Annotated in this window: 17 protein-coding genes; 15 read left to right on the forward strand and 2 right to left on the reverse strand. The window is 75.8% G+C overall.

The features are described from left to right. Positions 1-101 precede the first annotated feature (101 nt). Positions 102-770, reverse strand: coding sequence for an acyltransferase (locus E4623_RS07680; RefSeq protein WP_134765932.1), 669 nt, complete (start codon positions 768-770; stop codon positions 102-104). Positions 771-935: 165 nt separating this feature from the next. On the opposite strand from E4623_RS07680, the gene E4623_RS07685 reads away from it, so the two are divergent. From E4623_RS07685 to E4623_RS07730, 10 genes are read left to right on the forward strand one after another with little or no spacing between them, the layout of a single operon-like run. Then, complete coding sequence (locus E4623_RS07685) at positions 936-1,826, forward strand: glycosyltransferase (protein WP_134765933.1); 891 nt, start codon at positions 936-938, stop codon at positions 1,824-1,826. After that, entirely contained in the window at positions 1,819-6,846 is a 5,028-nt protein-coding gene (locus tag E4623_RS07690) for a DUF4082 domain-containing protein (RefSeq protein ID WP_245154961.1), read from the forward strand. Before E4623_RS07685 ends, E4623_RS07690 begins: the two co-directional genes overlap by 8 nt. Further along, positions 6,731-7,756, forward strand: coding sequence for a Gfo/Idh/MocA family oxidoreductase (locus tag E4623_RS07695; protein WP_245154962.1), 1,026 nt, complete (start codon positions 6,731-6,733; stop codon positions 7,754-7,756). Before E4623_RS07690 ends, E4623_RS07695 begins: the two co-directional genes overlap by 116 nt. After that, positions 7,753-8,769, forward strand: a complete 1,017-nt coding sequence (locus E4623_RS07700) for an NAD-dependent epimerase/dehydratase family protein (protein WP_134765935.1) — start codon at positions 7,753-7,755, stop codon at positions 8,767-8,769. The genes E4623_RS07695 and E4623_RS07700 overlap by 4 nt, the downstream gene beginning before the upstream one ends. Continuing rightward, complete coding sequence (locus tag E4623_RS07705) at positions 8,766-9,944, forward strand: DegT/DnrJ/EryC1/StrS family aminotransferase (protein ID WP_245154963.1); 1,179 nt, start codon at positions 8,766-8,768, stop codon at positions 9,942-9,944. The genes E4623_RS07700 and E4623_RS07705 overlap by 4 nt, the downstream gene beginning before the upstream one ends. After that, a complete protein-coding gene (locus E4623_RS07710; protein WP_134765936.1) occupies positions 9,941-10,618 on the forward strand; it encodes an acetyltransferase in 678 nt (225 codons plus the stop codon). The genes E4623_RS07705 and E4623_RS07710 overlap by 4 nt, the downstream gene beginning before the upstream one ends. Further along, positions 10,615-11,757 carry a DegT/DnrJ/EryC1/StrS family aminotransferase gene (locus E4623_RS07715; protein ID WP_134765937.1) on the forward strand — a complete coding sequence of 381 codons (1,143 nt, stop codon included), beginning with the start codon at positions 10,615-10,617 and terminating at the stop codon, positions 11,755-11,757. Before E4623_RS07710 ends, E4623_RS07715 begins: the two co-directional genes overlap by 4 nt. Further along, positions 11,754-13,274: a lipopolysaccharide biosynthesis protein gene (locus tag E4623_RS07720; RefSeq protein WP_209020566.1), complete on the forward strand. Its 1,521-nt coding sequence runs from the start codon at positions 11,754-11,756 to the stop codon at positions 13,272-13,274. The genes E4623_RS07715 and E4623_RS07720 overlap by 4 nt, the downstream gene beginning before the upstream one ends. Before the next feature lies 1 nt (position 13,275). After that, entirely contained in the window at positions 13,276-15,696 is a 2,421-nt protein-coding gene (locus E4623_RS07725; protein WP_134765938.1) for a glycosyltransferase, read from the forward strand. After that, a complete protein-coding gene (locus E4623_RS07730) occupies positions 15,693-17,591 on the forward strand; it encodes an asparagine synthase-related protein (RefSeq protein ID WP_134765939.1) in 1,899 nt (632 codons plus the stop codon). Before E4623_RS07725 ends, E4623_RS07730 begins: the two co-directional genes overlap by 4 nt. Here E4623_RS07730 and E4623_RS07735 read toward each other — a convergent pair. Further along, entirely contained in the window at positions 17,504-18,403 is a 900-nt protein-coding gene (locus E4623_RS07735) for a glycosyltransferase family 2 protein (RefSeq protein ID WP_134765940.1), read from the reverse strand. The genes E4623_RS07730 and E4623_RS07735 overlap by 88 nt on opposite strands. Positions 18,404-18,477: 74 nt before the next feature. On the opposite strand from E4623_RS07735, the gene E4623_RS07740 reads away from it, so the two are divergent. From E4623_RS07740 to E4623_RS07760, 5 genes are all read left to right on the forward strand, one after another. Further along, positions 18,478-19,701, forward strand: coding sequence for a glycosyltransferase family 4 protein (locus E4623_RS07740; protein ID WP_134765941.1), 1,224 nt, complete (start codon positions 18,478-18,480; stop codon positions 19,699-19,701). Continuing rightward, positions 19,688-20,488 (forward strand): hypothetical protein, encoded by an 801-nt coding sequence (locus E4623_RS07745; RefSeq protein WP_134765942.1) that lies wholly within the window; start codon positions 19,688-19,690, stop codon positions 20,486-20,488. The genes E4623_RS07740 and E4623_RS07745 overlap by 14 nt, the downstream gene beginning before the upstream one ends. Continuing rightward, on the forward strand, positions 20,485-21,795 hold the full coding sequence (locus E4623_RS07750) for an O-antigen ligase family protein (RefSeq protein ID WP_134765943.1): 1,311 nt from the start codon (positions 20,485-20,487) through the stop codon (positions 21,793-21,795). Before E4623_RS07745 ends, E4623_RS07750 begins: the two co-directional genes overlap by 4 nt. 95 nt (positions 21,796-21,890) lie before the next feature. Continuing rightward, positions 21,891-22,889, forward strand: coding sequence for a hypothetical protein (locus tag E4623_RS07755; RefSeq protein ID WP_134765944.1), 999 nt, complete (start codon positions 21,891-21,893; stop codon positions 22,887-22,889). A gap of 11 nt (positions 22,890-22,900) precedes the next feature. Further along, positions 22,901-23,650, forward strand: a complete 750-nt coding sequence (locus E4623_RS07760) for a hypothetical protein (protein WP_134765945.1) — start codon at positions 22,901-22,903, stop codon at positions 23,648-23,650.

Raw genomic sequence — 23,650 nt, forward strand, 5'->3', positions numbered from 1 at the left:
CGTCCCCCCGGATGCTTGGGAGGATCTAACGACGGCGCTGCGAACCAAACGTCAAGGAAACGTGAAACCCGGTCTCAGGAAGACGGTGCGGGAGGTGGCACCTACGGCGCACCCGGCGGAGCGGCCTCGTCGAGCAGGCCGTCCACCTCGGCGTAGCGCCGGCCCGTGGCGGGGCAGCGGAACCCGCCGTCGCCCTCAGGGACCAGGGGGACGCCGGCGTGGCCCACCCAGCGACGGAACCGCGCGGGAGTCCCCGCGACGAGCGCGAAGTCCGGGACGTCGTCGACGACGACCGCGCCCGCCGCGACCAGCGCCCACCGGCCGACCGTGACCGGGGCGACGCAGACCGCACGCGCACCCAGGCTCGCCCCCTCCCGCAGCCGGACGCCGACGGCGGACCAGTCGTCGGCGTCCTTGAGCCGACCGTCCGGCGTCACCGCGCGCGGGTAGGCGTCGTTGGTGAGGACGACGGCCGGCCCGACGAAGACGCCGTCCTCGAGTACGGCGGGCTCGTAGACGAGCGCGTGGTTCTGGATCTTGCAGCGATCGCCGACGACGGCACCCGGTCCGACGTAGACCCCCCGCCCGATCACGCAGTCGCGCCCGACCCTGGCCCCGGACCGCACCTGGGCCAGGTGCCAGACCCGGGTGCCCGGCCCGACCTCGGCCCCGTCCTCCACCTCGGCCGACGACGCGACGCGCGGCGCGTCCTCGACGTCCGCCCCCGGTGGAACCACGGCGGGGAGGACGGCGGGCTGCTCGGCAGGCATGGCGCCATCTCACGGCACGCGGGGTCGGCGCGGTCGCGACCGGGCGGAGCACTCCCCAAATTCGGCGACCCCGGTCGCACCCGGGCCAGGGCGCACCGCAACGAGGGGAGGCTGCGGGCCTCGGGAGACGAGGGACGGCCGAGGACACCGAGGGGCACACGCGACATGGACATCCACGAGGCCGGCACGGCGCGCGAGGCGGCAGTGGCCGGGCACCCGCGGGTCGGCGTGGTCGTCCCGGCGCACGACGAGGGCCGCGGGATCGCGGCCACCCTCGGCGCGCTGCGGGCCGGCGTCCCGCCGGGCCTGCTCGACGTCGTCGTGGTCTGCAACGGCTGCACCGACGACACCGCGGCGCGGGCGGCGCAGGCCTACCCGGAGGCCCGGGTGATCGAGCTCGCGACGCCGTCGAAGGCGGCCGCGGTCCGGGCCGGCAACGCCGCCTGTGATGTCTTCCCCCGGGTCCACCTCGACGCCGACGTGCGGCTGACCGGCGCCGACCTGCTGCTGCTGGTGGCGCCGCTCCTCGACGGCGACGTGCTGGCCACCGCGCCGCGCCGGGTGCTCCGGCACGACGGGACACCCGCTCTGGTGCGGTGGTACTACGACGTCTGGGAGCAGCTCCCGCAGGTCCGCAGCGGGTTGTTCGGCCGCGGTGCGTTCGCACTGAGCGCGGCCGGCCAGGCACGGGTCGACGCCCTGCCGGAGCTGATGAGTGACGACCTCGTCGTCTCCGACGCCTTCGCGGACGCCGAGCGCCGCGTCGTCGAGGACTCCGTGGTCGAGGTGCGGACGCCGGGCTCGGTGGCCGACCTGGTGCGCCGGCGCACCCGCGTCGCCACGGGCGTCACCCAGGCGAGTGCCGCCGGCGCCAGGCGGGCCGACTCCGCGACGACGCCGGCGACGCTGCTGGCCCTCGCCGTCCGCCACCCGTGGCTGGCTCCGCGGCTGCCGGTCTTCCTCGGGGTCACGCTCCTGGCGCGCCGATCCAGTCGCCGCGCGGTCCGCGCCGGCGACTACACCACGTGGTTGAGAGACGAGAGCTCCCGTGCCTGACCGACCGACCCGCTCGACGACCCCCCGGCTCCTGGCCGGGCTGGTCGCGGCCGCCCTCGTCGCGGTCGGCCTCGTCTCGCCCGTGGTGGCCCCGCCGGCCTCCGCCGTCGCCGCGCCGTGCGGTCCCGGCGGGAACCCCGTCGCCTGCGAGAACACCCTGCCGGGCACGCCCGCGAGCGTCTGGGACGTCGAGGGCGCCGGCGACGAGTCGATCCAGGGCTTCGCCACCGAGATCAGCGTCGACCTCGGCGACCGGGTCGACTTCAAGATCGACACCGACGCGACGGCGTACGGCATCACGATCTACCGCACCGGCTACTACGGCGGCGACGGCGCCCGCGAGGTCGCGAGGGTCGTGCCGTCCGCGGCGCTGCCGCAGGTGCAGCCGGCCTGCATCACCGACGTCGACACCGAGCTCTACGACTGCGGCAACTGGGGCGTCTCGGCGTCCTGGACCGTGCCGACGACGGCCGTCTCGGGCGTCTACGTCGCCCGCCTCGAGCGGCCCGACAACCGCGACGCCAGCCACATCACCTTCATCGTCCGCGACGACGCGAGCGACGCCGACGTCGTCTTCCAGACCTCGGACCCCACGTGGCAGGCCTACAACACCTACGGCGGCTCGAACTTCTACCGCGGCGCCGGCAACGGCCGCGCCTACAAGATCAGCTACAACCGGCCGGTGCTGACCCGCGACGGGCCCGGCGGCCGCGACTTCTACTTCGCCAACGAGTACCCGATGGTCCGGTTCCTCGAGAAGAACGGCTACGACGTCAGCTACATCGCCGGGGTCGACACCGACCGGTCCGGCGCGCGTCTGCTGAACCACGACGTGTTCCTCTCCGTCGGCCACGACGAGTACTGGAGCAAGGCGCAGCGGGCCAACGTCGAGGCGGCCCGCGACGCCGGCGTGGACCTGCAGTTCCTCAGCGGCAACGAGGTCTACTGGAAGACGCGCTACGAGCCGTCGGCCGACGCGAGCCACACGCCGTACCGGACGCTGGTGTCGTACAAGGAGACCTGGGACCGCGCGAAGAGCGACCCGTCGCCGGAGTGGACGGGCACCTGGCGCGACCCGCGGTACGCGCCGCAGAGCGCGGGCGCCGGCGTGCCGGAGAACGCGCTCACCGGAACCGCCTACATGGTCAACTACAGCGACCTGCCGCTCACCGTCTCCGCGGCCGAGGGCAGGAACCGGCTCTGGCGCGGCACGTCGGTGGCCAACCAGACCAGCGGCAGCGTCGCCCTCGCGCCGCACACCGTCGGCTACGAGTCCGACGAGGACGTCGACAACGGGTTCCGTCCGCCCGGGCTGGTGCGGTTGTCGACGACGACCGGGCCGGTGACCGAGTACCTCCAGGACTTCGGCAACTCCGTCGCGCCCGGCACGACGACCCACCACCTGACGCTCTACCGCGCGCCGAGCGGGGCACTGGTCTTCGGCGCCGGCACCGTGCAGTGGACCTGGGGCCTGGACGCGGTGCACGACTCGCCGTTCGCGCCGGAGCCGGCCGACGCGCGGATGCAGCAGGCGCAGGTGAACCTCTTCGCCGACATGGGCGTGCAGCCAGCCACGCTGGGCTCGCCGCTGGTCGCCGCCTCGGCGTCGACCGACACGACGGGTCCGACGGTCGTCATCACCTCGCCCGCCGAGGGCGCGGCCCGGGCCAACGGCGTCCAGGTGACCGTGAGCGGCACCGCGTCCGACGCCGGCGGCGGCCGGGTGGCCGGCGTGGAGTACTCCACCGACAACGGCGCGTCGTGGCACCCGGCCACCGGGACGACGTCCTGGTCGGCGACCTACCGCCAGCACGGCCAGGGGTCCACGCCGGTGCGGGTCCGCGCCGTCGACGACAGCGCCAACATCGGCGTCTCGGCCGTCCGGTCGCTCACGGTGAGCTGTCCGTGCTCGCTGCTCGGCGACGCCGTGCCGAGGACGCCGGCCGCCTCCGACACCGACCCGCTCGAGCTCGGCATCCGGTTCCGGCCGACGGTGGACGGCTTCGTGCCCGGGGTCCGCTTCTACAAGGGCTCCGGCAACGGCGGCACCCACGTCGGGTCGCTGTGGACGGCGTCCGGCACCCGGCTCGCGACCGCCACCTTCGGCGACGAGACGGCGACCGGGTGGCAGCAGGTGTCCTTCTCGAGCTCGGTGCCGGTGGCTGCGGGGGAGACCTACGTCGCGTCGTACACCGCGCCCCAGGGCCGGTTCGCCGTGGAGACCGGTGCGTTCTGGTCCGCCGGCATCGAGGCACCGCCGCTGCGCGTCGAGGGCGGGTTCGGCACCCAGCCCGCGGGCGTCTTCGCCGACGCGGGCAAGTTCCCCGACAACAGCTTCCAGCGCTCGTCGTACGGCGTCGACGTGCTGTTCACGACCACCGACACCTCGCCGCTGGTGCTGACCGACCGCACCCCGCTCGCCGAGTCGACCTCGGTTCCGACCGGCACGACGATCACCGCGAGGCTGTCGCGGGCCCCGGCGAGCGGACCGACGGTCGTCGTGCGGGACGCCGGCGGCACCGCGCTCGCCGGCACCACGTCGTACGCCGCCGCGACCCGGACGGTCACCTTCACCCCGACGGTCGCGCTGGCGCCGTCCACCCGCCACACGGTGACGATCACCGCCACCGACGCGCTCGGCAACCCGGTCCAGAGCGGCGGCACCTGGTCGTTCACGACCGCGCGGCCGCCGTCGACGCCGGGGGTCTGCCCGTGCAGCCTCTTCGAGGACAGCACGCAGCCGACCTCGCTGGAGGACCGGGACGCCGTCGCGGTCACGCTCGGCGTGCGCTTCGTGCCGACCGTCGCCGGAACCGTCACCGCGATCCGGTTCTACAAGGGCCCGAACAACACCGGCACCCACACCGGCGTGCTCTGGTCGACGTCGGGCACCCGGCTCGCGCAGGGCACCTTCACCGGCGAGTCGGTGGCCGGGTGGCAGACCCTGACCCTCGCCCAGCCGGTGGCGGTGAGCGCCGGCACGGAGTACGTCGCGTCGTACCGCACGACGGCCGGGAGGTACTCGGCGACGCCGGGCCAGCTCTCCTCGGAGTACCAGCGCCCGCCGCTGCGGGTGCCGCGCAACGGCGGCGCCTACTCCTACGCCGACGCCTACCCGGGCAACACCTCGGGGGCGAGCTACCTGGTCGACGTGGTGTTCGAGCGAGCGCCCGCGCAGATCTCGGTGGTCGCCCAGGACCCGGCGCCCGGTGCCGGAGCCGTGCCGCGCTGGTCGCCGGTGCGGATCCAGCTCTCGGCGCCCCTGGCGGGCGGGTGGAGCCTCGCGGTGACCCGGCAGTCCGACGGCAGCGCGCTGCCCGGCTCGACGGTGCTCGACGCCGCGGGCACGACGGTCACGTTCACGCCGTCCGCGGCGCTGCCCGCCGATGTCGACGTCCGCGCGCAGCTGAGCGGCGCGGTGTCGACGGACGGGGCGGTGCTGCCCACCCAGACGTGGGGCTTCCGCACCCGCGCGGCCGACCCGGTCACCGCGCAGACCCTCTTCAGCGACCACGTGCCGCGCAACCTCGCGACCACCGACGCGGCGGCGGTCGAGGTCGGGTCGGCGTTCCGGGTGACCAAGCCCGGCAGCGTCACCGCGATCCGGTTCTACAAGGGGCCGGGCAACACCGGCACCCACACGGGCTCGCTCTGGACGTCGACCGGGACCCGCCTGGCCACCGTCACGTTCACCGACGAGTCGGCCACCGGGTGGCAGGGTGCCGCCCTGACCACCCCGGTACAGCTCACCCCGGGCGAGCTGTACGTCGTGTCGTACCTCGCCCCGAACGGGCACTACTCCTCGACCCCCGGCTTCTTCTCCGGCCCGTACACCAACGGCGACCTGACGGCGCCGGCCCAGCAGAACGGGCGGTTCCGCTACGGCGCGGGGGGCGGCTTCCCGACCAACGACTACGGGGCGGCCAACTACTTCGTCGACGTCGTGTTCGCCCCGACGCCGGTCACGGTGTCGGTCACCGGCCGCACCCCGCCGCCCGCGGCCACCGGGGTCTCGCGGGGCGCGAGGCCGACGATCACCCTGTCGGCGCCGGTCGCCGACGGCTACGCGATGAGCATCCGGCAGGGCAGCACCGGCCTGCCGGCGACCCTCACCCGCTCGGCCGACGGGCGCACGCTGACCCTCGCGCCGTCGTCGCTGCTGCCGGGGAACGCCGACCTCACGGTGTCGGTGACCGGCGTCGTCTCCGCCGAGGGCGCCGTCCTGCCGGAGCAGACCTGGACCTTCCGGACCGAGGAGGCGACCCCGGACGGCGCGTCGATGTTCGCGGGCCTGGTGCCGCCGGTGCCCGCGGCGTCCGACAGCGGGTCGGTCGAGGTCGGCACCGTCTTCACGCCGGCCGTGGACGGCGCGGTGACGCAGGTGCGGTTCTACAAGGGGACGGGCAACGGCGGCACCCACGTCGGCTCGCTCTGGACGTCGTCCGGGACCCGCCTGGGGTCGGTCACCTTCACCGGCGAGAGCGCGACCGGGTGGCAGACCGCGACCTTCACGACGCCGGTGCCCGTCAGCGCGGGTCAGTCCTACGTCGTGTCGTACCTGGCGCCCCAGGGCCGCTACCCGGTGGGCGCGGGGTTCTTCGCGACCGCGTGGACCGCCGGCCAGCTCACCGCGCCGGCCGGCCAGAACGGCCGCTACCTGTACGGCGCCGCCGGCGGCTTCCCGACCGGCTCCCACAACTCGTCGAGCTACTACGTCGACGTCACCTTCCGGGCGGCCACGTCATCAACGTCGGGTATCGCGGCGCCGACCTCCCGCGCGTCCGCGGCGGGTCGAGTCGAATACGTGCAGGGACCCGACGCCGGGTCCGACAGGGGGACACGAGATGACGACGAGCGCGCCACCACCAGGCCGGCAGGCTCCGGGGCGACCGCTGCGGGCAGCAGTGGTCGGGGCCGGGTACTGGGGGCCGAACCTGGCCCGCAACTTCCGGTCCAGCGACGCGTGGGAGCTGGCCGCCGTGTGCGACCTGGACCTCGCCCGCGCCGCGGCCATCGCTGAGCCGACCGCCACCGCGACCGACGACCTGGCGCTCGTCCTGGACCGCGCGGACGTCGACGTCGTCGCCATCGCCACCCCGGCGCACACCCACCAGGCGATCGCCGAGGCCGCCCTGCGCGCCGGCAAGCACGTCCTGGTCGAGAAGCCGCTGGCGCACACCCGCGCTGCGGGGGAGTCGATGGTGCGGCTGGCGGCTGAGCGCGACCTGGTGCTGATGGCCGACCACACCTACTGCTACACCCCGGCCGTCCTGGCGATCCGCGACATGGTGGCCGCCGGCGACCTCGGGGAGGTCCTCTTCGTCGACTCGGTGCGCATCAACCTGGGCCTGGTGCAGCCCGACGTCGACGTCTTCTGGGACCTCGCCCCGCACGACCTGTCGATCCTCGACTTCGTGCTCCCCGGTGGGCTGCGCCCGGAGTCGGTCTCCGCGCACGGCGCCGACCCGCTCGGGGCGGGACGCTCCTGCGTCGGCTACCTCGCGCTGCCGCTGCCCGGGGGAGCGATGGCGCACGTGCACGTCAACTGGCTCAGCCCGACCAAGATCCGCCGGATGGTCGTCGGCGGCACCCGTCGCACGCTCGTCTGGGACGACCTCAACCCGCAGCAGCGGCTCAGCGTCTACGACCGCGGGGTCGACCTGACCCAGCAGTCGGTCGACGCGGTCGACCGCACCACGAGCCAGATCTCCTACCGGCTCGGTGACACCTGGGCGCCGGCGCTGCCCGAGCACGAGCCGCTGCGCGCGATGATCACCGAGCTGGCCGACAGCATCCACGCCCGACGCGACCCGCGCACCGGCGGCGCCGCCGGGCTGCGGGTGCTCGGCGTGCTCGAGGCGGCCAGCGCCAGCCTCGCGGCCGGGGGCGCGCCCGTGCCGGTCGGCGAGCGCTCCCTGGAGTCGGTGTGAGCCGGCCGGCGGGCGGGCCGCTCGACGGCGCCGACGTCCTGGTCACCGGCGGGGCCGGCACGATCGGGTCCACCCTGGTCGACCAGCTGCTCGAGGCCGGGGTCCGGCACGTCGACGTGCTCGACAGCCTGGTGCGCGGACGCCGCGCCAACCTCGCCGAGGCGCAGGCGTCGGGACGCACCACGCTCGTCGAGGGCGACATCTGCGACCGCGACCTCGTGCACGACCTGACCCGGGGCAAGGACCTGGTCTTCCACCAGGCGGCGCTGCGGATCACCCAGTGCGCCGAGGAGCCGAGGCTCGCGCTCGAGGTGCTCGTCGACGGCACCTTCAACGTCGTCGAGGCCGCCGCCGAGGCCCGGGTCGAGCGGCTGGTCGCGGCGTCGTCGGCATCGGTCTACGGGATGGCCGAGGAGTTCCCGACCGGCGAGCGGCACCACCACCACCACGCCGACACCTTCTACGGGGCCGCGAAGTCCTTCAACGAGGGGATGCTGCGGGCCTTCGGCTCCACCCACGGACTGCGCCACGTGGCGCTGCGCTACTTCAACGTCTACGGCCCGCGGATGGACGTGCACGGTCTCTACACCGAGGTCCTCGTGCGCTGGATGGAGCGGATCGCCGACGGCGTGCCGCCGCTCGTCTTCGGCGACGGCACCCAGACCATGGACATGGTCTGCGTCCGCGACATCGCCCGCGCGAACGTGCTCGCCGCGACCGGGGGAGGCGTGGTCGACGGCGGCGTCTACAACATCGCCAGCGGCGAGGAGACCAGCCTGGCCGGTCTCGCCCACACCCTGCTGCGGGTGATGGGCTCCGACCTCGAGCTCGAGCACGGTCCCGAGCGCGCCGTGAACGGCGTCGTCCGGCGCCTCGCGGACACCACCGCCGCCACCCGCGACCTCGGGTTCACCGCCGAGGTCGACCTCGAGACCGGGCTGCGCGAGCTGGTGGCCTGGTGGGCCCCGCTGCGCGAGGAGATCGCCGCCTCCCGTCCGGTGGCCGTCTCGTGAGCGCGCCGGCGCTGCACGTCATGCGTCCCTGGCTCGGCGCGGCCGAGGCCGAGGCGGTCGCCGAGGTGCTCGCCTCCGGCTGGGTGGCGCAGGGACCGCGGGTGGCCGAGTTCGAGCGGCGCTTCGCCGTCGCGCAGCAGGCCGACCACGCGGTCGCCACGTCGAGCTGCACCAGCGCGCTCCACCTGGCCCTCCTGGTCGCCGGGGTCCGGCCCGGCGACGACGTCCTGGTGCCGTCGTTCTCCTTCGTCGCGACGGCCAACGCGCCGACCTACGTCGGGGCACGGCCGGTCTTCGTCGACGTCGACCCGGTGACCGGCAACCTCACCGCCGCGGGCGTGCGGGCCGCGCTGACCCCGCGCACCACCGCGGTGGTCGCCGTCGACCAGGGCGGGGTGCCGGTCGACCTCACGGCGATCCGGGCCGTGTGCGACGACGTCGGCGGCCGGCACGTCGTGGTGGTCGAGGACGCCGCCTGCGGCGCCGGCTCGACCCTGCGTGGTCGACCCGTCGGGGCGGACGCCGAGGTCGCCGCCTGGTCGTTCCACCCGCGCAAGCTGCTCACCACCGGCGAGGGCGGCATGCTCACCACGGCGCACGCCGACTGGGCCCGGCGCGCCCGTCGCCTGCGCGAGCACGGCATGAGCGTCTCGGCCGCCGAGCGGCACGCGAGCGTGCTGGCGCCGCCCGAGGCCTACGACGAGGTCGGCTTCAACTACCGGATGACCGACCTGCAGGCCGCGGTCGGCCTCGTGCAGCTGGCCAAGCTGCCCGCGATGGTCGCGCGCCGCCGGGAGCTCGCCGCCGCCTACACGGCCGCCGTCGCGGGGACTCCGGGGCTGCGCGCCGTCGCCGACCCGGCCTGGGGCACCTCGAACTTCCAGTCGTTCTGGGTCGAGGTCCTCGAGTCCCACGACACCGACCGCGACGGCCTCCTCGTCCGGCTCGCGGACGCCGGCGTCTCGGCCCGGCGCGGCATCATGGCCGCCCACCGCCAGCCGGCCCACGCGGACGCCGCGGTCGCGCCCGGGGGGCTGCCGGTGACCGAGCGGCTGACCGACCGGACCCTGGTGCTGCCGCTCTTCCACGAGATGACCGAGGCCGAGCAGGCCCGGGTGGTCGACGTGCTCGTGACGCCCGACCGCACCCGGCAGAAGGTGGACGCGACGCGATGAGAGAGCTGCTGCTCGTGGGGGCGGGCGGCCTGGCACGTGAGGCCCTGGCGGTCGTCCGGCGACTCGACCGGCACGACGAGGTCTCGGTGCTGGACGACGACCCCCGCACGTGGGGGAGAAGGATCGGTGCCGGTGCCGGTGCCGGTATGGGTGCGGTCGTCGTGGGCGGGATCGAGGAGGTCGTCGACCGCCCGGACGCCGACCTCGTGATCTGCATCGGCAGCGGCACCGGCCGGCGCCGGGTCGCCGACCGGCTCGCCGACCTCGGCGTCACCGACGACCGCTACGCCACGATCCTCCACCCGTCCGTCGACGTGCCGCCCGGGTGCACGGTGGGCCCCGGCAGCATCCTGCTCGCGCAGGTGGTGCTCACCGCCGACGTCCTCGTCCGGCGCCACGTCGTGCTGATGCCGCACGTCACCCTCACCCACGACTGCCGGGTCGGCGACCTCGCGACCCTGTGCGCCGGCGTCACCCTCGGTGGCTCCGTGCTGGTCGGCGACGGCGCCTACCTCGGCATGGGCGCGACGGTCCGCGAGCGCCTCGTCGTCGGCGCCGGGGCGACGGTCGGCATGGGTGCCGTCGTCCTCGGCGACGTCCCGGCCGGCGAGGTGTGGGCCGGCGTCCCGGCCCGCCGTCTCGAGGTCCCCACACTCACAGGAGCGCACCGATGAACCAGCAGACGACCACCCCGATCCCGCTGGTCGACCTGGTCAGCCAGCAGGCCGAGGTCGCCGCCGAGGTGCGCGCCGGCCTCGACGACGTCCTCGCCGACTGCGCGTTCGTCGGTGGCCCGGTCGTCGGCGCGTTCGAGCGCGAGTACGCCGCCTACGTCGGCGCCGAGCACTGCGTCGGGGTCGCCAACGGCACCGACGCCCTCGAGCTGGCGCTGCGCGCCGTCGGGGTCGGGCGCGACGACGAGGTCGTGCTGCCCGCCAACACCTTCGTCGCGACGGCCGAGGCCGTCTCCCGGCTGGGCGCGGTGCCGGTGCCGGTCGACGTCGACGACGAGCACCTGCTGATCGACCCGGCTGCGGTCCGACGTGCGGTCACGTCCCGGACCCGCGCCCTGGTGCCGGTGCACCTGTTCGGTCAGTGCGCGCCGGTCGAGGAGCTCCTCGAGATCGGGCGCGACCTCGGCGTGCCGGTCGTGGAGGACGCCGCGCAGGCCCAGGGTGCGCGACGGCACGGCCGGCCCGCCGGGTCGCTCGGCGCCGCCGCGGCGACCAGCTTCTACCCGGGCAAGAACCTCGGGGCCGCCGGCGACGCCGGCGCGGTGACCACCGACGACGCCGAGGTCGCCCGGCTGGTGCGGATGGTCGCGGCCCACGGGTCGGAGCAGAAGTACGTCCACGCCGAGATCGGGGTGAACTCGCGGCTCGACGCGGTGCAGGCCGTCGTCCTGCGCGCCAAGCTCGCCCGCCTCGAGGCCTGGAACGGCCGGCGCCGGCGGGCCGCGCTCCGCTACGACGCCCTGCTCGAGGGCGTCGCCGGCGTCCGGCGTCCCGCCGAGGCGCCGGGCAACCACCACGTCTGGCACCTCTACGTCGTCCGCGTCGCCGACCGCGACCGGGTGCTGTCGCAGCTGCAGGCGGCCGGGATCGGCGCCGGGATCCACTACCCGACACCCGTGCACCGGACCGGGGCCTACGCCGGGCTGGGCCTGCCCGCCGGCAGCTTCCCGGTGACCGAGCGCGCCGCCGGGGAGATCCTGTCGCTGCCGATGTACCCGCACCTCACCGCCGAGGACCAGGAGCGGGTGGTCTCGGTGCTGGCCGCCGCCGTCCGGGCACCCGTCGGAGCCCACCGGTGACGTCACCCTCGACCGGGCCCACGACCGGACCCACGACGGGCGGCCCACCGCAGCCGCAGCCGGAGCCGGCGGCGGCCGCCGGCCGCGCGCTCGCGTGGAGCCTCGCCAACACCGTCGTCGCCCGGGTCGGGACGATGGCGGTCGGCGTGGTCCTGGCGCGGCTCCTCGGGCCCGCCGAGTTCGGCACCTACGCGGTCGCGTTCGTGGCCCTGGTCGCGCTGCTGAGCTTCAACGAGCTCGGCGTCAGTCTCGCCATCGTCCGCTGGCCCGACGACCCGGTCGCCATCGCACCGACGGTCACCGCCGTCTCGGTCCTCACCAGCCTCGCCCTCACCGGAGCCGCCTGGGTGGCCGCGCCGTGGTTCGCGGAGGCGATGGGAGACCCCGGTGCCACCGGCGTGGTCCGGCTGCTGAGCCTGTGCGTGCTCGTCAACGGCGTGGTCGCGACACCGGCCGCCCTGCTGCAGCGCGCCTTCCGGCAGGACCAGCGGATGGTCGCCGACCAGGTCAACGTGTGGGTCGGCGCCGGCGTCTCGGTCGGCCTCGCGGTCGCCGGGTGCGGCGCTTGGTCGCTCGCCTACGGGCGGCTGGCCGGGTCGCTGCTGTCCGCGGTGCTGCTGGTGCGCTACTCGCCGCTCCCGCTCCGTGTGGGGCTCGACCGCGACCACCTGCGCGGGCTGCTGGCCTTCGGGCTGCCGCTGGCCGGGGCGAGCGTCGTCGTCTTCGTGGTCGGGTTCGTCGACCAGCTCGTCGTCGGGATGGTGCTCGGCCCGGTGCTGCTCGGCTACTACGTCCTGGCCGTCAACCTCGCCGGCTGGCCGGTCTCGATGTTCTCCCAGCCGCTGCGCAGCGTGGCGCCGGCGCTGTTCTCGCGGCTGCGGCACGACCCCGACCGGATGCGGGGCGACCTGCAGCGCGTGCTCCGCCCGCTCGCGGTGGTGTCGGTGCCGCTGTGCGGGCTGCTGGCCGTGGCCGCCGAGCCGGTCGTCCGGTTCGTCTACGGTGCCCCGTGGGCGCCCGCCGCCGAGGCGCTGCGGTGGCTCGCGGTGCTCGCCGCGGTCAGGATCCTGACCGAGCTCGCCTACGACTACCTCGTCGTCCTCGGCCGCTCCCGTGCCCTGCTGGCGCTGCAGTGCGCCTGGATCGTCGCGCTGGTGCCGGCGGTGTGGCTCGGCGTCCGGCTCGACGGGATCGGGGGCGCGGCGCTCGCGCTCGCGGCGGTCGGCGTCCTGGTCGGGCTGCCCCTCTACCTCCGCGAGCTGCACCGGGCCGGCGTCGAGGTGACCGGGCTGGGTCGCGCGGTGCGGCCGGCGTTGCTGCTGACGGCCGCGGTGGCCTCCGCGGCCGCGCTGGTCGTCGGGCTCGGGGCCGGCGACCTCGTCACCCTCGCCGGGTGCGGCACCGGTGCGGCCGTGGCCGTCGCGGCGGTCCTCTGGCGCCACCGCGGCGACCTCGACGTCGTCCGCGGACCCCGCGTCCCGCGGACCCACCGGCTCAGCACCGCCGGACGTGGTTGACGTGCGCGTCCTCGTCTACCCCCACGACCTGTCCGTCGGCGGCAGCCAGCTCAACGCGGTCGAGCTTGCCGCGGCCGTCCGCGACCGCGGGCACGACGTCCTGGTGCACGGCGTGCCCGGCCCCCTGGTCGAGCGGGTGCACGAGCTCGGCCTGGAGTTCGTCGCCTCGGCGCCGGTCGGACGCCGCCCCACGCACGGCGTCGTGGCCTCGCTGGCCCGGCTGGCGGTGGAGCGGGAGATCGACGTCCTGCACGGCTACGAGTGGCCGCCCGGGCTCGAGTGCCACCTGGCCGCCCTCCGCAGCCCGGCCGTGGCCGTGACCACCGTGATGTCGATGGCGGTGGCGCCGTTCCTGCCGCGCACGTCGCACCTGGTGGTCGGGACCGAGCAGATCGCCGCCCACGAGCGCGCCCGCGGCCGGCGCCGGACCTCGCTCCTGGAGCCGCCGGTCGACCTGGCGGTCAACGGTCCCGGCGTCCCGCTCGACCTCGCCGGCTTCCGGGCCCGGTGGGGGCTCGACGACGGCCGTCCGACGGTCGTCCTGGTGACCCGGCTCGCCCGGCAGCTCAAGCGCGAGGGGGTGGTCCTGGCCCTCGAGGCGATCTCCCGGGTCGCGCGCACGACGCCGGCCCGGCTCCTCCTCGTCGGCGACGGCGAGTGCCGGGCCGAGGTCCAGGCCATCGCCGACGGCGTCGATCGGGTCCACGGGCCGGGCACCGTCGTCCTCACCGGCGAGCTCGCCGACCCCCGCCCGGCGTACGCCGTGGCCGACGTGGCGCTCGGCATGGGCGGCTCGGCACTGCGCGCCATGGCGTTCGGGGCGCCGCTGGTGGTGCTCGGCGAGGGCGGCTACGTCGCGCCCCTGACCGAGCAGACCCTGCCCGGGTTCCTCTGGCGCGGCTGGTACGGGTACGGCCCCGGCGGCACCGCGACCCCGGCCGAGGTGCTCGCCGACCTCCTGACCGGCCTGCTCACCGACCCCGCTCGCCGGGCCACGGCGGGTGCGCTCGGCCGCCGCGTCGTCGAGGACCGCTTCTCCCTGGTCGCCGCAGCCCGTCGCCAGGAGGCGGTCTACGAGGCGGCGCTGGCCGACCGGCCGTCGTCACCGGCGACGGTGGGTGCCTCGGTCCGGGCGACCGGCGAGTACGCCGCCCACCACCTGCGGCGTCGCGCGCGCCGGATCGCCGGGGGCCGCGCCACCGAGGACTTCAACGCCAGCCCCCTGGCCCGCGACGGTCGGGCGCCGGCGGGTGGCGGCGCCGTCCTCTGGTTCGCCGGCGCCTCCTGGGACGCGGTCGCCGGCACGGACCGGCACCTCGCGACCGCCGTGGCCCGGGACCGGACGGTCGTCTGGGTCGACCCGCCGATGTCGTTCGTCGCCCGGCGCCGCCGGGGCGTCGACGTCGCCCCGGTGACCGAGCCGTGGCCGGGCGTCGTCCGGGTCAACACCGTCGTGGTGCCGGGGGTGAGCCGCCCCGGGCTGCGTCGGGTCACCCGGTCGCTCGCGGCGCGGCACGCCGCGCACGTCGTCCGACGGCGCGGGCTCGACGTCGACGTGGTCGTGGCCAGCGACCCCGAGCAGACGCTGCCCCGGCGCGCCGGCCGCGCCGTCCGGGTCTACTTCGAGACCGACGACTTCGTGGCGGGGGCCGCGCTGCTGGGCACCGACGCCGGGCACGCCGAGCGCCGCCGCCGGACCAACGTGCGGCGCAGCGACGTCGTCCTCGCGGTGACCGCGGAGCTGGCCGAGCACCTCGCCGCTCTGGGGGCGCGGGTCCGGGTGCTGCCCAACGGCGCGGACGCCGAGCACTACCGCGACGTCGACGGCATCGCGGTGGCCGACGAGGTGACCCTGGACCGTCCGGTGGCCGGCGTCGTCGGCCAGCTCAACGACCGGCTCGACCTGGACGCGCTCGACGCGGTCGCCGGCACCGGGTCCCGGTTGCTGCTCCTCGGGCCGCGCTACGAGCAGGACCCCGTCACCCGCCGCCGGCTCGACGCCCTCATCGCCCACCCCAACGTGCAGTGGGTCGACCGCCAGCCCTTCGCGCGGCTGCCGGCGTTCATGTCCGCGATCGACGTCGGGCTGACGCCGTACGCCGTGACCGAGTTCAACCGCGGCAGCCACCCCCTCAAGACCTTGGAGTACCTCGCCGCCGGACGCAGCGTCGTGTCGACCGACCTGCCGGCGTCGCGCGCCCTCGGCGAGGAGCTCGTCACCGTGGCGACGTCCCCGGCCGGCTTCGCCGCGGCCACGGTGCGCCAGCTCGCCGAGGCGGGGCCCGGACGTGGCGGGCCGGCGGCGTCGGGGCGCCGGGCCTTCGCGATGCAGCACTCCTGGACCGCGCGGGCCGGCGAGCTGCTCGCCATCTGTCACGACGTGCGGTGCGGCCGCGCCGGAGCCCGCGGGACGACGTCATGACCCACACCGTGGCCCGGGGTGCCGGCTTCGCCGTGGTGAGCGCGGCCGACCAGGCGCACGCGGCCGAGCTGGCGGCCCTCGTGCGCGGCCGGCGCGACGGCGTCGTGTCGGTCCTCGCGCCCGCGACGTACCTGGTGCGGTGGGGAGCGCTCGCTGCCGACCGGCGCGACGACGACGGTCCCCTCGTGACCGTGCGGGGCGCGCGTGGCCGGGCCCGGGACCTCGGGCCGGACGACGTCCGCGACCTGCTCGCCGAGCCGTGCCAGGGCCAGGTCGACGAGGCCGGCGACACGGCCCGGCTGAGCGAGGTGCTGCCGCCGTTCGCCGCCGTGGGCGTCGTGGGCGGGGAGGTCGTCGTCCGGGTCGACTGGCTGGGGTTCCGCCACGTCCACGTGACCCGCGGCGCCGGTTGGGCAGCGGCGTCGTCCTCGGCCGGCGTGCTCGGCGCGCTGCGTGGCGAGGGCCTCGACCGGGAGGCCCTGGCGTCCCAGGCCCAGCTCGGCTGGCAGACGGGGTCGCGCACCTGGCAGGCGGGCGTCCGGCGGCTCGGCCCGGGGGAGCGCGCGGCACTCGCGGGCGGCCGGCTGCGCTGTCGCGGGCCGCGCGACCCGAGGGGTGTGACGACGACGTCGAGCACGGGGACGGCGCCGGAGAGGGTCGCGGCCGGCCTGCTGCGCGCGTCGGTGGCGTCGTTCCTCGACGAGCACCCGGACGCGATCCTCCAGCTGACCGGCGGCCTCGACTCCCGCATCCTGCTGGCGGCGGTGCCGCCGCGACGGCGCCCGGAGCTGGAGGCGCTCACCCTCGTCGTCCCCGGGTCGCCGGACGCCGCGATCGCGGGCCGGATCGCCCGCGAGCAGGGCATGCGACACCAGCTCCTCCATCTCGACGGCCTCGACGCGCTGACACCGGCCGAGGCGTGGGCCCAGGTCCGCGAGGCGGCCCAGCGGGTCGACGGCGCCGCCGACCCGCTGGGCCTCGCCGTGCTGCTCTGGGCCGAGCGTGGCCTGCCGGCGCGACCGCGGTTGGCGGGACTGGGCGGCGAGGTGGCCCGGGGGTTCTACTACGTCGGCCCGCCGCTCCCGCTGCGGGTGACGCCGGCTCTCGCGGGCGCCCTGACCCGCTGGCGTCTGACGCCCAACGAGCGGGTCGATCCCGGGGCGTTCGTGCCCGGGCTCGCCGAGGCTGCCGCCGCGCAGGTCGCCGACGACGTCCACGCCGCCCTCGCCGCGACCGGCCGGCCGTGGTGGCCGGCGACCGACGAGCTCTACCTGTGGGAGCGGATGGGCCGGTGGGCCGGGGTGCTCGCCTCCGCGACCTGCGCCGACCGCACGACCGTGAACCCGATGCTCGACCGCGCCTTCGTCGACCTGGCCCGCTCGGTGGCTCCGTCGGCGAAGCAGAACATGCGTCTGCTGAGCCGCATCCTGGTCGAGCTCGACCCCGCTCTCGCCCTCATCGGGCTCGACCACCGACCGCCCCCCGTCGCGTACGCGACCCGCACGTGGCGCGGCTCGGCCGCCCTGGCGGCCACCCAGGCCCGGCGGGTGACCGGCAAGGTGGCGCAGCGGGTGCACGGCAGCACCCGCCCGCCGGCCGGTGGTGAGGCGCTCAGGGCGTTGGTGCTGGAGCACTGGCGCGCGGAGCCCGGCCTGCTCGACCCCGCCCGCTCGCTCGGCGTCCTGCGGGAGGAGTGGCTCGACGCGGTCGCGGCCGGGCAGGTCCGCCCCGCCGCCACGACGGTGTCGTTCCTGGTGAACCTGCTCAGCGCGCTCGAGGAGCAGGCGGGCGGCTCGGGCCGGCCGGGTCAGAGCGGGACGAGCCGGGTGCCGCAGCCGAGCACGGCGGGCCGCGACGAGGGGCGCAGCAGCGCCCGGACGGAGGCCCGGGACTGATGATGACCGCGCGCCACCCACGTGAGCTCCGAGAGCACCGTGAGCCCGAAGTAGGCGGCGCCGGCCGCCGGGCCGGAGCGCCGTCGGAAGAGACGGACCCGGTTGATGATCTGCGCGGTGTGGGTCAGGTCGTTGCGGCCCGACGCGCCACCGACGTGGACGGCGGTCGACCCGGGCGCGAACCAGGTCGCCCAGCCGGCGTCGCGGGCCCGCAGGCAGAAGTCGGTCTCCTCGGAGTAGAGGAAGAAGGACTCGTCCCAGTCGCCGACCGCGTCGGCGCAGGCCGCGGAGACCGCGAGGACGGCGCCGAGCGCCCAGTCCACCGGGCCCGGCCGCTCGTAGGCATCGGCCTCCTGCACGTACTCCGACAGCGCCGGGACTCCGAGCCGGCTCAGCCCGAGGGCCCGCAGCACGGTCGGCTCGCGGCGCAGCGAGTGGTGCAGGTCGCCGGTGTCGGTGCGGACCCGGGGCGCGGCGATGCCCACGCCGGGCCGGTCGAGCGCCGCCAGCAGCGGTCGCACGGCGTCCGGGTCGAGCCGCACGTCGGGGTTCAGCACGAGGTACGCCGGGGCGGCGGCCGCCGCGCGGAGACCGCGGTTGATGCCGCCGGCGTACCCGGTGTTGGTGGACTCCACGACCCGGCAGTCGTCGCGGGCCCGCAGCACCGCGACCGTGTCGTCGGCGGAGCCGTTGTCGACCACCACGACGTCCGCGACGAGGCCGCCGAGGGCCGCCGGCAGCGAGTCGAGCAGGTCGCCGACGACGTCGGCGCTGTTGTAGGCCACCACGACCACGGCCACGTCGCAGGTCATCGGGCCACCGTAGGAGCGCCGGCCGCGCCCACCACGCGACCGGGCGGCCACATCGCCCAGATCGGGGAGACACGATGAGGGTGCTGCTGGTCGCGCCGACCACCGACCCGACCGACGTGGGCGAGGCGTGGGTCGCCGCCCAGTGGGCCGAGCGGCTCGGCCACCGCCACGACGTCACGCTGCTGACCTACCGCAAGCGGTCGCGGCCCAGCGCCGTCGCCGCGCTGCCGCACGTGCGGGTCGTCGAGTGGGTCGAACCGCCGCTGCTCGGCCGCGCCGAGCGGCTCAACAGCCTCATGAAGCCGGCGTACCTGCCCTTCCACGCCCGCGCGCGCCGGTGGATCCGTGACGCGACCGCCCGCGGGGAGCGCTTCGACGTGGCCCACCAGCCGCTGCCCGTCGCGATGCGCTACCCGACGCCGTTGTGCGGCCAGGGCATCCCCTACGTCCTGGGCCCGGTCGGCGGCAGCCTGGTCGCGCCCCCGGCGTTCGACGCCGAGGACACCGCCCCGTGGTGGACCGGCCTGCGCCGCGTCGACGGCTGGCGGATGCGCCACGACCGCGCGCTACGCGCCGGGTACGCCGGGGCGGCGTGCGTGCTGGGCATCGCCCCGTACGTCGCCGAGGCGCTCGCGCCGGTGCCGCTGCGCCGCTTCGAGGTGCTCTCGGAGACGGCTCTGCGCGTGCTGCCGCCCGCCACCCCGCGGCCCGCGCCGCAGCCGGGCGAGCCGCTGCGGCTGCTCTTCGTCGGCCGGCTGGTCCGCACCAAGGGCGCCCGCGACGCCATCGCCGCGCTCGCGCACCTGCGCGACGTGCCCGTCGTCCTCGACGTCGTCGGCGACGGCTTCGACCGCGCTGCGTGCGAGCGGCTCGCGGTCGACCTCGGCGTCGCCGACCGGGTGCGCTTCCACGGCACCCAGCCGCGCGAGCAGGTCGACCGGTTCTACGCGCAGGCCGACGTCTTCGTCTTCCCGAGCTACCGCGAGCCGGGCGGCAACGTCGCCTACGAGGCGATGGGCCACGGGCTGCCCGCCGTCGTCGTCGACCGGGGTGGCCCCGGTGAGGCCGTCACCGACGCGTGCGGAATCCGGGTCGCCGCGCACACGCCGGCGCAGCTGGCGCGCGACCTCGCCGCCGCCGTCCGACGGCTCGCCGACGACCCGCCCGCCCGGACGGCCATGGGGCGCGCCGCGCGGGAGCGGGTCGCGACGACCGGGCTCTGGGACCACAAGATCGACTGGGTGAGCGGGCTGTACGAGCAGCTGGCTCGAGAGGAGGCCGCACGTGTTCGTCCGTGACGTGTTCAAGGCGCTGCTGCGGCGGTGGTACCTCGTGCCGCTCGTCCTGGCCATGACGGCCGGGGGAGTCGCCGCCGCCCTCAGCCAGGTCGGTCCGACCTACCGGGCCACCGCCAGCGTCGTCCTGGTGCCGCCGGAGACCACGCTCGGCGTGACCGGCAACCCCTACCTCTTCCTCGGTGGCCTCGAGCAGAGCGTCGACGTCCTCAGCCGCACGCTGTCGGCGCAGGAGGTGCGCGAGCAGGTGCGCGACGCCGCCGGCACCGACCGGGACTACGAGGTGGTCGGCGACGTCGCCACCAGCGCTCCCATCGTGCTGGCCACCGCGGAGGGCGGGTCGGCGGCGGAGGCCGACCGCCTGCTCGACGCCGTCCTGGACGCCGTTCCCGAGGTGCTGGCCAACCTGCAGGACGACCTGGGCGTCGAGCCGGACGCCCAGATCGCCACCCAGGTGATCGCCCGCACCGACGACCCGGAGGTGGTCCAGAAGACCCGGCTCCGCCTCGCCGTCCTCGCCGCCGGCGCGGGTGGGGTGCTCGGGCTGCTCGCCGTGCTCGTGCTCGACGGGCTCCTCCTGCGTCACCGCCTGCACCGCGACGCCCGCCGCCCGTCGTCCGCGCCGCCCGAGCGCCTCGGCCCGCCCGAGCCGGCCGAGCCGCCCGGGTTGGCCGGGCCGCCCGGGTTGGCCGGGCCGGACGGGCCGGACGGGCCGGACGAGCCGGACCGGCCCGTCGGCGGGTCGACGGACCGTGTGCCGATCCCGCTCCCCGGTCCCCGGAAGTCGTGACGGTGCTCCAGGCGCGCCCCGCGGCGCCGTCACCCCTCTCCCCGGCGTCCGCGTTCGGCCGGCTCGACGCGACCTCGGTGCTCACCGGGTACGCCGTCCTGCTGATGGCCGTGCCGAACCGGCTGGTGATCGGGCCGCTGGGCGGGGCCGGCTCGCCGGCCGGCGTCCTCGCCCTGGCCTGCCTGCTCTGGTGGACGGCCCACCAGCTCGGACGCTCGGCGCCCGGGGCTCCCGCCCCGGCACCCGTGCGCTCGGCGCTGGTCGCGTTCGCGTTCGCGGTCGGGGCGAGCTTCGTCGCCGCGACCGTCCGCCCGATCGACCCGCAGGAGTTCAGCACCGCGACCCTCGGGCTCGTGCTGCTGGCGGGCTGGGGCGGCGTCCTCCTCGTCGGCAACGACGGCATCGCGTCCCGCGAGCGCCTGGTCGTGCTCGTGCGGCGGCTGGTCGCGCTGAGCGCCGGGATGGCGACCCTCGGCATCGTCCAGTTCCTGACCGGGGAGACCCTGGTCGACAAGATCTCGGTGCCGGGTCTCGCGGTGAACCACACCCAGACGTCGCTCACCCTGCGCGAGGGGTTCAGCCGGCCGTCGGCGACCGCGACCCACCCGATCGAGTACGGCGCCGTCATCACCATGATGCTGCCGCTCGCCCTGGCCCTCGCGTACGGCGACCGGGAGCGCTCCGCGCTGCGCCGGTGGGTCCCGGTGGCCGCGATCGGGATCTGCATCCCGCTGTCGATCTCGCGCTCGGCGCTGGTCGCCGGGGCGGTCGCGCTGGTCGTCGTCCTCGTGAGCTGGCCGCGCGCGGCGCGGGCGGTCGCCGGGGTCGCGCTCCTGGTCGGCAGCGTGCTGATGTACCTCCTGGTGCCGGGGATGCTGGGCAGCCTGCTCGGCCTGTTCACCCGGATCGGCTCCGACAGCAGCGCGTTGTCGCGCACCGGGTCCTACGACATCGCCGGCGAGTTCGTGGCGACGTCGCCGGTGGTCGGCCGCGGGTTCGGGACCTTCCTGCCGGCGTACCGGATCCTCGACAACCAGTACCTCGGCCTGGCCATCGAGATCGGGCTGGTCGGCCTGACGGCGTTCCTCGCGGTGCTCGTCGCCGCCCTGTGGTGCGCCTTCCGCGCCCGTCGGGCGGCGCGCGACCTGCTCGGCGCGCAGCTGGCCACCGGCCTGCTGGCCGCGGTGGCCGCCGGGGCCGTCAACCTCGCGCTCTTCGACGGATTGAGCTTCTCGATGTCGGCCGGCGTGCTGTTCTTAGTGCTCGGCCTCGCCGGGGCCTCTCGACGACTGGAGGAACGTCCATGACCCGAACGGAGATGTCGGCGCGCGTCGCGGGCACGGTAACGTCGCGACCGCGCTCCACCCGGGGCGGCCGCCGCTGTGGGAGCAAGGGATCCTCCATGTTCCAGCGTGCCCTCACACGCCTGTGCCTCGTGCTCGTCGGGGTGCTGGTCACCGTGGCCTGCGCCGACGGTCCACCCGACCCGGGCGGTGCCGCCCCCGCGGCCGCCGTCCCCGTCGTCGCCCCGGCCGACGCCTCGGCCGACGCTGCCGGCCGTGCCCGCCCCGCGACGAGCCGCGACGCCGTCCCCCGCGCGCAACGGCGCAACTGTGCCGCCCGGCCCAGCCGGTGCGGCTATCCCGACGCCACCAACACCGGCGTGCCGGGTGGCACCACGTTGCGCAGCTCGGGCCCCATCGACGCCGACCGCAACGGCATGGTGATCGACGGCCGCGACGTGCGCGGCGAGATCAACGTGACCGCCTCCAACGTCACCATCAAGAACACCCGCGTCACCGGTGGCCGGGGGATCGGACCCGCCGACTGGGTGATCATCATCCGGCCCGGGGCCGACAACCTCCGGATCATCGACAGCACCATCCTGACCCCGGCCGGGACGCCGCAGGACATCGCCTGCATCTTCAACATCGGGGAGAGCAAGCCGTGGATCCAGCGGGTCGACATCAGCGGCTGCAGCGCTGGCGTGTCGACCGGCGGCGGCACCGTCCGTGACTCCTACATCCACGACATGGCCGAGGTCGAGGGCCTCTCGCACGACGTCGGGATCGCCTCCAACGGAGGGGGCGGCCTCCAGGTGCGGCACAACACGATCTTCAACCAGCTCGACCAGACCGCCGCGGTGGCGATGTACCAGGACTTCGGCGGCCAGCGCGACAACGTGGTCCGGCGCAACCTGCTCGCCGGCGGTGGCTACTGCGTGTACGGCGGCGCGGGCGACACTGCGACCCGCAACATCAAGTTCATCCGCAACCGGTTCAGCCGCAGGTACCACTCCCGCTGCGGCTACTACGGGGTCGTGGCGTCGTTCGACCGCAACGACCCGGGCAACGTGTGGCGCGAGAACTTCTGGGACGACACCCTGCGACCGGCCCGGTAGGCGGGGCGACGATGACGACCTGGGACGCGGTCGCTGCCTGCCGCCGGCGCTGGTACGTCCTGCTGGCGGGGCTGCTGGTCACGCTCGGCCTGGTGGCCGGGCTGGCCCGCGTCGACGGCGTGTACGCCGCCCGGGTCGACGTCGTCTTCCTCGCCCCGGCGACCGCGGCGGCGCCGAACCGGATCGCGTCGGCGTCGTCCAGCGTCATCGCGATCGCCGGTCAGGTGCAGCGGATGGTCGCTCCCGGTCCGCACGGTGGCATCAACCGGGCGGCGACCAGCGACGCCGTCGGCCTGCTCGGCACCGGCGTCGACGACGGCGCCGCGATCGTCCTGCCCGACTCGGGGGGTCAGTGGGCGCACGGCTTCGACCGTCCGGTGCTGAGCATCGAGGTCACCGGGGCGTCGCCGGCCGACGTCCTCGCCCGCACGCGGCAGCTCGTCGCTCGCGTGGAGGCGGCGACCCTCGGCCTCCAGGACGACCCGCGGATCGCGGCCGACAACCGGATCACCACCAGCCTGTCGCCGGCCGTCCCCCAGGTCAGCTACCACGAGGGCCGCCGCTCGCTCTCGATGCTGGCCGCCCTCCTCCTGGGCCTCGCGCTCTCGCTCGTCCTCGCCGTCGCCTCCGACCGCCGGTTGCGCGCCTTCCGAGACCTCCGCCTCCGGAGGCGCGCCAGGCTGCCCACCCGATCACCCCACCCCCGACTGCTCGCCGACCCGTCACCTATAGCTGACGGGTCACCGCGAGATCGTCGCTGA

Origin of the sequence: Nocardioides sp. 1609 (genome assembly GCF_004522105.1) — a bacterium.
In the GTDB taxonomy this organism is placed as follows: domain Bacteria; phylum Actinomycetota; class Actinomycetes; order Propionibacteriales; family Nocardioidaceae; genus Nocardioides.

Bases quoted from the DNA above. Each gene is read 5' to 3' on its own strand.
- E4623_RS07730 (WP_134765939.1), top strand. From the start codon at position 15,693: ATGACCCACACCGTGGCCCGGGGTGCCGGCTTCGCCGTGGTGAGCGCG.
- E4623_RS07755 (WP_134765944.1), top strand. From the start codon at position 21,891: ATGTTCCAGCGTGCCCTCACACGCCTGTGCCTCGTGCTCGTCGGGGTG.
- E4623_RS07715 (WP_134765937.1), top strand. From the start codon at position 10,615: ATGAACCAGCAGACGACCACCCCGATCCCGCTGGTCGACCTGGTCAGC.
- E4623_RS07760 (WP_134765945.1), top strand. From the start codon at position 22,901: ATGACGACCTGGGACGCGGTCGCTGCCTGCCGCCGGCGCTGGTACGTC.
- E4623_RS07680 (WP_134765932.1), bottom strand. From the start codon at position 770: ATGCCTGCCGAGCAGCCCGCCGTCCTCCCCGCCGTGGTTCCACCGGGG.
- E4623_RS07735 (WP_134765940.1), bottom strand. From the start codon at position 18,403: ATGACCTGCGACGTGGCCGTGGTCGTGGTGGCCTACAACAGCGCCGAC.
- E4623_RS07740 (WP_134765941.1), top strand. From the start codon at position 18,478: ATGAGGGTGCTGCTGGTCGCGCCGACCACCGACCCGACCGACGTGGGC.
- E4623_RS07710 (WP_134765936.1), top strand. From the start codon at position 9,941: ATGAGAGAGCTGCTGCTCGTGGGGGCGGGCGGCCTGGCACGTGAGGCC.
- E4623_RS07685 (WP_134765933.1), top strand. From the start codon at position 936: ATGGACATCCACGAGGCCGGCACGGCGCGCGAGGCGGCAGTGGCCGGG.